The 9,599-nt window shown below is 62.0% G+C and carries 10 protein-coding genes; 2 read left to right on the top strand and 8 right to left on the bottom strand.

Features of this window, described 5'->3' with window-relative positions:
• Positions 1-123: 123 nt before the first annotated feature.
• Positions 124-906 carry a class I SAM-dependent methyltransferase gene (locus HX805_RS27735; RefSeq protein ID WP_003219204.1) on the bottom strand — a complete coding sequence of 261 codons (783 nt, stop codon included), beginning with the start codon at positions 904-906 and terminating at the stop codon, positions 124-126.
• Between the two features lie 96 nt (positions 907-1,002).
• Between HX805_RS27735 and HX805_RS27730 the strand changes: the two genes are divergently transcribed.
• Positions 1,003-1,623, top strand: coding sequence for an energy transducer TonB (locus HX805_RS27730; protein ID WP_102368219.1), 621 nt, complete (start codon positions 1,003-1,005; stop codon positions 1,621-1,623).
• Positions 1,624-1,626: 3 nt separating this feature from the next.
• Here the strand turns inward: HX805_RS27730 and HX805_RS27725 are convergent, their stop codons facing one another.
• The 7 genes from HX805_RS27725 to ppc all read right to left on the bottom strand — a co-directional run bounded on the left by HX805_RS27725 (position 1,627) and on the right by ppc (position 8,853).
• Positions 1,627-2,325 carry an extensin family protein gene (locus tag HX805_RS27725; protein ID WP_087695213.1) on the bottom strand — a complete coding sequence of 233 codons (699 nt, stop codon included), beginning with the start codon at positions 2,323-2,325 and terminating at the stop codon, positions 1,627-1,629.
• Between the two features lie 3 nt (positions 2,326-2,328).
• Positions 2,329-3,156, bottom strand: coding sequence for an oxaloacetate decarboxylase (locus HX805_RS27720; protein ID WP_177117491.1), 828 nt, complete (start codon positions 3,154-3,156; stop codon positions 2,329-2,331).
• 27 nt (positions 3,157-3,183) lie between these two features.
• Positions 3,184-4,044 carry a DUF72 domain-containing protein gene (locus HX805_RS27715; protein WP_003219211.1) on the bottom strand — a complete coding sequence of 287 codons (861 nt, stop codon included), beginning with the start codon at positions 4,042-4,044 and terminating at the stop codon, positions 3,184-3,186.
• Positions 4,044-4,355 (bottom strand): hypothetical protein, encoded by a 312-nt coding sequence (locus HX805_RS27710; protein WP_003219213.1) that lies wholly within the window; start codon positions 4,353-4,355, stop codon positions 4,044-4,046. Before HX805_RS27710 ends, HX805_RS27715 begins: the two co-directional genes overlap by 1 nt.
• A 160-nt stretch (positions 4,356-4,515) precedes the next feature.
• A complete protein-coding gene (gene tsaB, locus HX805_RS27705; RefSeq protein WP_003219215.1) occupies positions 4,516-5,202 on the bottom strand; it encodes a tRNA (adenosine(37)-N6)-threonylcarbamoyltransferase complex dimerization subunit type 1 TsaB in 687 nt (228 codons plus the stop codon).
• 89 nt (positions 5,203-5,291) lie between these two features.
• Positions 5,292-5,939, bottom strand: coding sequence for an adenylate kinase (adk, locus tag HX805_RS27700; protein WP_008431098.1), 648 nt, complete (start codon positions 5,937-5,939; stop codon positions 5,292-5,294).
• A gap of 268 nt (positions 5,940-6,207) precedes the next feature.
• Complete coding sequence (ppc, locus tag HX805_RS27695) at positions 6,208-8,853, bottom strand: phosphoenolpyruvate carboxylase (RefSeq protein ID WP_102368213.1); 2,646 nt, start codon at positions 8,851-8,853, stop codon at positions 6,208-6,210.
• 187 nt (positions 8,854-9,040) lie between these two features.
• Between ppc and HX805_RS27690 the strand changes: the two genes are divergently transcribed.
• The gene (locus HX805_RS27690; RefSeq protein ID WP_003219222.1) at positions 9,041-9,385 is read left to right on the top strand and encodes a hypothetical protein; all 345 of its coding nucleotides are present in this window, start codon (positions 9,041-9,043) and stop codon (positions 9,383-9,385) included.
• Positions 9,386-9,599: the final 214 nt, after the last annotated feature.

Here is a 9,599-nt window from a genome sequence, read left to right as displayed (position 1 = left end):
GGCACCGAGTGGTGGGGCAAAGCGTTTTTTGGTTACTTTTTTAGGCGTTTGTAAAAAAGTGACCCGCTGTAAGAGCGGAACCCTAAGTGGCCGTTACCTAAATAACGGATATGTACTCAACCCTCAGGACTTCAGCGCTTTCTTAGGATAAATGTCATACCGACTGGATTTCCCATCCAACGCATGACTCGGCTTCACCCCCTCAATACAAGGCGCCTTACGCGGCCGCTTGACCACCACCCGATGACTGGCCAAAGCCAACGCCGCCGCCAACAACGCCGGCGCATCCGGATCATCCCCCACCAGCGGCCGAAACAACCTCATCTCCTTCTTCACCAACGCCGTCTTCTCCCGATGCGGAAACATCGGATCCAGATAAATCACCTGAGGCGGCTCCCCCTCCCAATCGCGCATCACCTCAATGGAGTTGCCCTTGAGCAACCTCATCCGCGCCACAATCGGCGCCACCTCAAAATCCTCTGCACCTCGCGCCAAGCCATCTTCCAGCAACGCCCCAATCAACGGCTGGCGTTCAATCAGGCTCATCTCGCAACCCAGGCTGGCCAACACAAATGCATCCTTTCCCAACCCCGCGGTAGCATCCAGCACCCTGGGCCGCACGCCCTGCGCCACACCCACCGCCTTGGCAATCATTTGCCCGCTGCCGCCGCCATACAGACGCCGGTGCGCCGCCCCACCCTCCACAAAATCCACCCGCACCGGCCCCGGCGCCTCAGGCCCCAGCTGTTGCAACTGCAGCCCCTGCTCCCCCACCTGCAAGGCAAAGTCCGCCTCATCCAGTTGCAAAGGCAACCCCAGCTGCTCGGCCCAGTGCTGCGCACGCGCCTGAAAACCTTCGGCCAAGGCCTCGACCCGAATGCGGCTGGCCGCTGGTTGTTCGCTCATCGGTGACTACGCTCAAAAATATTAAGGATCGGCAAAAAGCGGCCGATAAAAAAAAGGATCCGGCATTTTGCCAGAGCTGAGCGACGATCGAGAGAAATGTCAGACATTCCTTCGCTATTCACCGGTGTACTGCCGACCCACAACCACTTCGGCCTGCGCAATACCCAAGCGCTGGCCGGCGTCAGTCATGTGTGGCAGGACTTCTTCGCCCAGGCGTTGGCCGAACAGCTCGGCGACACGCCGGGCGCGCTCGCCAAGTCGGTGGCGAAACCTGTGGACCCGGCGGTAGAACCCAGCGAAGGCAGTGACCTGCTGTCGCAGATCGTCACCCAGCGCGCCTGTGATGTGACAGACACCGAGATCGCCCCGCCCGAGCCGCTGTTCCTGCCTATCGCCGAATTCGAACTGGAACTGCTGCCACCGGCCCCGCCACCGTACCCGGCGGAAGAAGTGGTCGCCCAGCAAAAGCAGCAAAACTTCGAAAGCGCCTGGGTGCGCCCGATCGTCCTGGCCGCCGGCCAACCGCTGCCCGAACCGGGTCCCGCGCCGCAACCACGCCCGCTGCATTTGCCGATCGCCGAATTCGAACTGGACCTGCTGCCACCACCACCGCCACCGTTCCCGGCAGAAGAGCTGGTTGAGCAACAGAAAGCCCTGGATTTCGACAGCCGCTGGGCGCGTCCGCTGATCCTGCACAACCTGCGCCTGGCCGCCTGACCCTCAGCGACACACCCACCACCGACCCATGTCCAGATGAAAGTGATTACGGTGGGCGGCGTTATAATCCGGGCTCAACACCACATTGAAATCCTTGCAGGCGCCGTCGCGCACTTGCCGCAGGAAGCGCGCACGCTCGCCGTCACCCGGCCAATCCTTGAGCACACTGATGGTGCGCCCGTCCGCCAGGCGAAACCCGGCGATATCCAACGCATTGGCCGACGCATGCTGGCTGAGTCGCCCGTTGGCGCGGTTGTAGATATTGCGACAGGCAAAGCTGCCCAGGTGATCGACCCGCGTCACTGCCTGGCCAAACACCGCCTGGGCCGCTGGTTGCAGGCTATGGCGCTCGAACAGGGCGAACGCCACGGCCAGCGGGCAACTGGCGAGAAAGCTGCTGCTCAAGCCGACATCAGCGCCTTGGACCCGCAATGTATTGCGCAGCGGGCAAGCCGCGTCGGCAGGGCTGTCCGCCTGATGGGCGACCCGCAGCCCGGAGGTCTTCAGCACTTGGTCACATAGGGCAGGATCATCCTGCAAACGCCCAAGCTTGAATCGGGTCAGCAGGTTCGGGCTTGCCCGCACGTCCAGCGGCGCCCACGGGTTCCACTCATCGGGCAGCGGCACCCAGCCCCGCCACACGCCAACCAACACACCACCTGCCAACACCAGCAGCACGCCCAGCACCTTGAAGAAACGCACGCCTCAGCCCTTGAACAGTTGATTGGCCTGGTTGAACGGCATCGAGCGCTCAGTGAAGGTAAACGTGCCCAACTCATGAACCTCCTGGGCCGCCCTGAAGAACTCGCCATAAGCCGCCAGGGCCATGGCCGAGCCGACGCTGATGCGCTTGACGCCCATCTCGCTCAACTGCGCCACGCTGAGTTTCAGGGCGCCTGACATCAAGATATTCACGAGCTTGGGTGCAACCGCCTTCACCACCGCCAATACTTCCTCGGCACTGCGCAGGGCCGGTGCATAGAGCACGTCGGCGCCAGCTTCGGCGTAGGCCTGCAGGCGGCGAATGGTGTCGGGCAAATCCAGCCGGCCATGCAGGAGGTTTTCCGCGCGGGCGGTCAGCGTGAAGGGGAATGGCAAACTGCGGGCAGCGGCGACTGCGGCTTCGACGCGCTCCACGGAAAGGTCAAAGGGATAGATCGGGTCGACGGCAATTCCGGTGGCGTCTTCGATGGAGCCACCGACAATCCCAGTCGCTGCCGCCCGCAGGATAGTCTCGGCGCAGCCTTCAGGGGTGTCACTGAAGCAGTTTTCCAGGTCGGCGGCGACGGGCAGCGAGGTCGCCTGGACGATCGCCCCGGCATTGCCCAAGGTGTCTTCCAGGGACAACGCACCTTCGGCATCCGGGCGGCCGAGGCTGAAGGCAAAGCCGGCGCTGGTGGTGGCCAGGGCTTCAAACCCCAGGCTGGCGAGCATTTTTGCGGAGCCGGCATCCCATGGATTGGGCATCACGAACGCGCGGTCACGCTCATGCAGGGCCTTGAAGGTTTCGGCGCGAAGGGTTTGGGCATCCATGACTGACTCCTGTCGGGAAAAGGAGCCTTAGAGTAACCCCAGTTGCTCCGCTGCGGGTTCTCGATGCAGGGTGGGCAATGCCGGCAAGCCGGGCAAGCGCAGCATCAATTTCTCATGAAAGCGCAAGGCCAGTTGGGCGGCCAGGCGGTTGTCGGAAGTGTGAAGAAACACGTAGGGCGTACGCCCCTCTTCGATCCAGCCGGCGACCTTTTCAATCCAGGGCACCAGGAACGGATCATTGGCTTCCAACTCCGGATGGCCAATAAAGCGCACTTGCGGAAACTGCGTCAGCGCCGCCGGGCGAGGCGGCACCTTGGGCTTTTTCGATTGGGCGTGCAGCACGGCTGCCGAGGTGGAGGTGCAACTGAACAACGCACGCGGGTCCAGGCAGATGCGCTCGACACCGCGGTCGCGCAGCAAGCGGTTGAGACTGCGCTCGGCGTCGCCCTTGGCGAAAAATTCCGAGTGACGCACCTCCACCGCCAACGGTCGCTCCAGCCCGTCGATAAACCCGGCCAACTCACCCAGGCGCTGCGGGGTAAAACTGGCCGGCAGCTGCAGCCACAACGGCGAAATACGCTCGCCCAACGGGCTCATCAACCCCAGGAAACTTTCCGCCGCCGGCAACTGCTCGATCAGGTTGCCGCTGTGGCTGATATCCCCCGGAAACTTGGCCGTGAAGCGAAAATGCTCGGGCATGATTTCAGCCCAGCGCTGCACGGTAGCGACGGAAGGACGGGCGTAGAACGTGGTGTTGCCCTCGACGGCGTTGAAGACCTGGGAATACAGGGCAAGGTAATCGCTGGAGCGGGCGTCGGCGGGATACAGGTATTCGCGCCAGGCGTTTTCACTCCAGGACGGACAACCGAGGTAGTAAGGCAACAGCATCAGATATGGATATCGAGGCCCAGCACTTCCATATCCCATTCGACAAAGCCGGCAGTGGTCAGGTAGCTGGCCAGGGCATTGGCGACGTTTTTGCTCATGGAGCGCGGGAAGATCATGTCTTGCTGGCGGGCAGGAACGCCGCTGGTACGTGCACCGCCGGAACCCTGGGAACGGGTTGAAACAGCAGTGTTGTCAGACTGGATTTCAACAAAGTCGGGCGAGTCTTCGACGGAGTCGTCTACCGTCACGTTCGCCTTGCGAGGCTTGCGCTTGAGGGGGTAGGACTGTGATGAAAAGCCGTCTATGCGCATACATGCGAACTCGGTATCGGTGATGGCATTTTAGTGGCGCTTTCCATGGCGCGCAAATGCTCTGGTGATAACTAGAACACATAATTGGTAAAAGGTTTAAAAGCGCGGGCAAATTCTGACGATTGGCTATTTTTGTCTGAAATTGCCCGCACTTTTGACGTCAAATAATCCCGCGTTCAGCCTTGGTCTGCGCCACTTTATCCCGCAGGTACACGGGCGCCGCCTGGTCCGCCGGAATCGCCTCGCCTCGCTCCCAGGCAAAGCGTGCCAGGGCCAGCAGGTCTTCGGCGTGGGGCAGCATCCCGGCATCCTGGCCGGCAAGCGTCACCCCAATGCGCTCGCCGTAGCCCCAGCCGGTGCCGGCACCGAACCAGTCGCCGCTGGCATCAGCCGGCAAGGCCGCCGTTTCAGGCGACAGCACAGCTTCAGCCCCCACCAGGCGCATCTCGCCAGCGGTTTCGCGGTAGCAGCCCCAATACACTTCATCCATGCGCGCATCGATGGCCGCCGCGACCTGGTTGGCGCCGTGTTCGCGAAATGCCCGCTGCGCCAGCACCGCCAGGTTGGACACCGGCAACACCGGACGCTCCAGCGCAAATGCCAGGCCCTGGACCACACCGATAGCGATGCGCACGCCGGTGAACGCGCCCGGGCCACGCCCGAATGCGATGGCGTCCACTGCCGACAAGGTGGTGCCCGCGTCCAGCAGCAATTGCTTGATCATCGGCAACAGCTTCTGCGCGTGCAGGCGCGGGATCACCTCGTAGTGGCTCGTAACCTTGCCATCGTGCAGCAGGGCAACGGAGCAAGCTTCAGTCGCGGTGTCCAGGGCCAGCAAGGTGCTCATCGGTGTATGCATCCACGTTGAAAAAAAGTGCGTCAGTATAAACAACAACGGCCCGCAAGCGGGCCGTTGTCAATCAAGCGGATGAACGATCAGATCAGCGCTTCCAGTACTTTGCCAGTGATGGCTTCAACCGAACCCACACCTTCGATGTGGCTGTACTTCGGCTTGCCCTGGGCGGCCGAGAGTTTCTGGTAGAAGTCCACCAGCGGCTTGGTCTGGGAATGGTAGACCGACAGGCGATGACGCACGGTCTCTTCGGTGTCGTCCTTACGCTGCACCAGGTCTTCGCCGGTGACATCGTCCTTGCCCGCGACTTTCGGCGGGTTGTAGACGATGTGGTAGACGCGGCCCGAGGCCTCGTGAACACGACGACCGGCAATACGCTGCACGATCTCTTCGTCTTCAACGGCGATTTCCACCACGTTGTCCAGCTCGACGCCGGCCTTCACCAGGGCTTCAGCCTGGGGAATGGTGCGCGGGAAGCCATCGAACAGGAAACCGTTCTTGCAGTCGTCCTGGCTGATGCGTTCCTTGACCAGGTTGATGATCAGGTCATCGGAGACCAGGCCGCCGCTGTCCATCACGCTCTTGGCGATCAGGCCCAGCTCGGTGCCGGCCTTGACGGCCGCACGCAGCATGTCGCCGGTGGAGATTTGTGGAATGCCGAATTTTTCAGTGATGAACTTTGCCTGAGTACCTTTACCGGCCCCGGGAGCTCCCAGCAGAATGACGCGCATCGATGTGCTCCTCAATTTTTTATAGAGATGACGCTCGGATTCGCCGCGTGGGGCCAATCTCGGAAATTTTGGGTCCAGGCCGCACAAACGGCCAAAGGCTGATCAAGATACACAGCAGGCCCAAACCACACAAGCCGCCGAAAGTAGGAGAAACCCGCGCCGCGCTGGCTTTACAAGCAGGTACAACCCTGACAGCAAAACGCCGGTCGCCAATTTTACGGCGACCGGCGCGGGGTATCTGCAAGCTATTGAGAACACGCCATAAATGTCAGCCGGTGTTGCGCAAACCAGCGGCAATACCGGCCACAGACACCAGCAGCGCCTGTTCCAGAGGGCTGTCCTGTGCCGCTTCCTGTTGTCGCGATCGGGCCAGCAATTCGGCCTGCAGCAGGTGCAACGGGTCCAGGTAGGTGTTGCGCAGGCGGATGAACTCCAGCGTATCGGGGCTGTGGGCCAGCAGCTGAGACTGGCCAGTCAGGCCAAGCACCACACTGCACGCCTGCGACAATAGGTCGCGTAAGTGCGCGCCCAATGGCAGCAGATCGGGCTGCACCAATCGCTCGTCATACAGCCGGGCGATGTCGGCGTCGGCCTTGGCCAGCACCATTTCCAGCATATCGATGCGCGTACGGAAGAACGGCCACTGCTCGCGCATCTGCCCCAGCAACTCGCCTTCGCCCCGCTCCAGGGCATTGTTCAACGCCGCTTCCCAGCCGAGCCAGGCGGGCAGCATCAGGCGGGTCTGGGTCCAGCCGAAGATCCACGGGATCGCCCGCAGGCTTTCAATGCCACCAGCCCGGCGCTTGGCCGGACGACTGCCCAGGGGCAAGCGACCCAGTTCCTGCTCCGGGGTCGACTGGCGGAAATACTCGACGAACTGCGGATTTTCCCGCACCACGGCACGGTAAGCGCTGACACCGTCGGCGGCCAATTCGTCCATCAGGTGGCGCCACGCCGGTTCCGGTGGTGGCGGTGGCAGCAAGGTTGCCTCCAGCACCGCCGCCAGATACAGGTTGAGGTTCTGCTCGGCGATGTCCGGCAGGCCGAACTTGAAGCGGATCATCTCGCCTTGCTCAGTGGTGCGGAAACGCCCCGCCACCGACCCCGGAGGCTGCGACAGAATCGCCGCGTGAGCCGGGCCGCCGCCGCGGCCTACAGTGCCGCCACGACCGTGGAACAGCAGCAGTTCGACTTGTTGTTCGCGGCAGATTTCCACCAGCCGTTCCTGGGCCCGGTATTGCGCCCAGGCGGCGGCGGTAGTGCCCGCGTCCTTGGCCGAATCCGAGTAGCCGATCATCACTTCCTGCGGGCCCTGCAGGCGGGCGCGATAACCCGGCAACAGCAGCAGTTTCTCGATCACCGGGCCTGCGTTGTCCAGGTCAGCCAGAGTCTCGAACAACGGCACCACACGCATCGGCCGTTGTACGCCGGACTCCTTGAGCAGCAGTTGCACGGCCAACACGTCCGACGCGGCGCCGGCCATGGAGATGACGTAGGAACCCAGGGACGCAGCCGGTGCGGCAGCGATTTCCTTACAGGTGTTCAGCACTTCGGCGGTGTCTGCCGAAGGCTTGAAGTAGCCTGGCAACAGGGGTCGACGGTTGGCCAGTTCCTTCATCAGGAAGCTGATGCGCGCCTCTTCGTCCCAATCCTCGTACCGGCCAAGGCCCAGGTAGTCGGTGATTTCGGTCATGGCCGCGCAGTGGCGGGTGGAGTCCTGGCGTACGTCGAGGCGCACCAGGAACAGCCCGAACGTGACCGCCCGACGCAAGCAATCCAGCAGCGGGCCGTCGGCAATCACGCCCATGCCGCAGCTATGCAGCGACTCGTAGCACAGTTGCAAAGGCTCGAGCAGGTCGCGGTTATTTTGCAGCACATCGGCGGGCGCCGGCGTGGTGCTGGTCAACGAGGTGTGGGCCCATTGGCGTGTGGCGCGCAGCCGCTCACGCAATTGCTTGAGCAACGCCCGGTAAGGTTCGACGCTGTCACCCACCTTGGCCTGCAATGCCGGGCTGGCCTGTTGCATCGACAGTTCGGAGGCGAGGTGGTCGATGTCGCGCAAGTACAGGTCAGCCGCCATCCAGCGCGCCAGCAACAGCACTTCGCGGGTGACCGGGGCGGTGACGTTGGGGTTGCCGTCGCGGTCGCCGCCCATCCAGGAAGCGAAGCGAATCGGCGCGGCCTCCAGAGGCAGGCGCAGGCCGGTAGCCGCGTGCAAGGCGTGATCGGCCTTGCGCAAATAATTCGGGATGGCGTGCCACAACGAATGCTCGATCACCGCAAAGCCCCACTTGGCTTCGTCTACCGGCGTGGGCCGGGTGCGGCGAATTTCTTCGGTGTGCCAGGCTTCGGCGATCAGGCGTTGCAGGCGATTGCGGATCTGCTCGCGCTCGGCGGTGGTGAGGTCGCGGTGATCCTGCAGGGCCAGTTGTGCGGCGATGGCGTCGTATTTCTGGATCAGGGTGCGGCGGGCGACTTCGGTGGGGTGAGCGGTGAGCACCAGTTCGATTTCCAACCGACCCAACTGGCGCGCCAGGGATTCGCTGCTGTGGCCTTCACTCTGCAGGCGCGCCAGCAGTTCCGGCAGCACCCGCGACTCGAACGGCGCCGGGGTTGATTCATCACGGCGGTGGATCAACTGATACTGTTCGGCGATATTGGCCAGGTTGAGAAACTGGTTGAAGGCCCGCGCCACCGGCAGCAGTTCGTCTTCCTTGAGTTGATTGAGGCTGGCGCTCAGCTCTTCGCCGGCCACCTGCTCCGAGGCTGCGCCACGGCGGTCGGCCTTGGCGCCTTTACGGATCTGCTCGATCTTGTCGAGGAATTCATCGCCGTACTGTTCTCGAATCGTGTTGCCCAACAGTTCACCCAGCAGGTGAACATCCTCACGCAAACGTGCATCGATATCGCTCATCAGCCAATCTCCAGCAGAAAATCCGGGACGCTTTGATCTTCAAGAGTGCCGCCCACGGCGACGTCTTACAAGGAACTTTAAACCTTGTGAGTTGCAGCTAGTCTCAACAGTAAGCCGCAGCGTTATCCGCGCTGGCCGGCTGGTCACTCATCATCGCCCGCGTACCGTGGGCTCCATTGAGGTTGCCATGAAAATCCGAGAACTGGCCCAGCATTGGGAAGAAAACGCCAAGGGTCGCCTGACCAAAACCGAATACGCCATCCATCTGGACGTGGAAGCCGCCGCCAGGCTGGCGGCGATCTCCGAGATGTACCCCAAACGCCATACCGAAGAACTGCTCGGCGAGTTGATTGGTGCAGCCCTCGAAGAGCTGGAAGCGAGCTTTCCCTACATCAAGGGCAAGCAGGTGATTGCCACCGATGAGGAAGGCGATCCGCTGTATGAGGATGTCGGCCCAACCCCACGTTTTCTCAGCCTGTCACGGCGTTACCTACACGATTTGTCAGCTCAGTCCGACAAGCAGAAACACTAGTAAACCTGCGCCTCAAACCCCTTAACCTCCCGTATTCAGGGCCTCCCACAGGCCCTGGATACCGCTGCGCCATGCAAAAGTTCCAACTTTTAAACGCTGACCGTTCAGTCAAATATTTTTTTAGGCAAATCGCCATCTTCGCTGAACTATTCAAAAAAGCCTCCGGTCACAGCCAGTAAGCCATCACTTGGAACAGCCGTTTGAATAGGCGTCC

This window comes from Pseudomonas sp. G5001, from assembly GCF_013385475.1.
Lineage (GTDB): Bacteria > Pseudomonadota > Gammaproteobacteria > Pseudomonadales > Pseudomonadaceae > Aquipseudomonas.
Note: the sequence above shows the minus strand (reverse complement) of the source record. Positions and strands in the feature narration are given on the sequence as shown.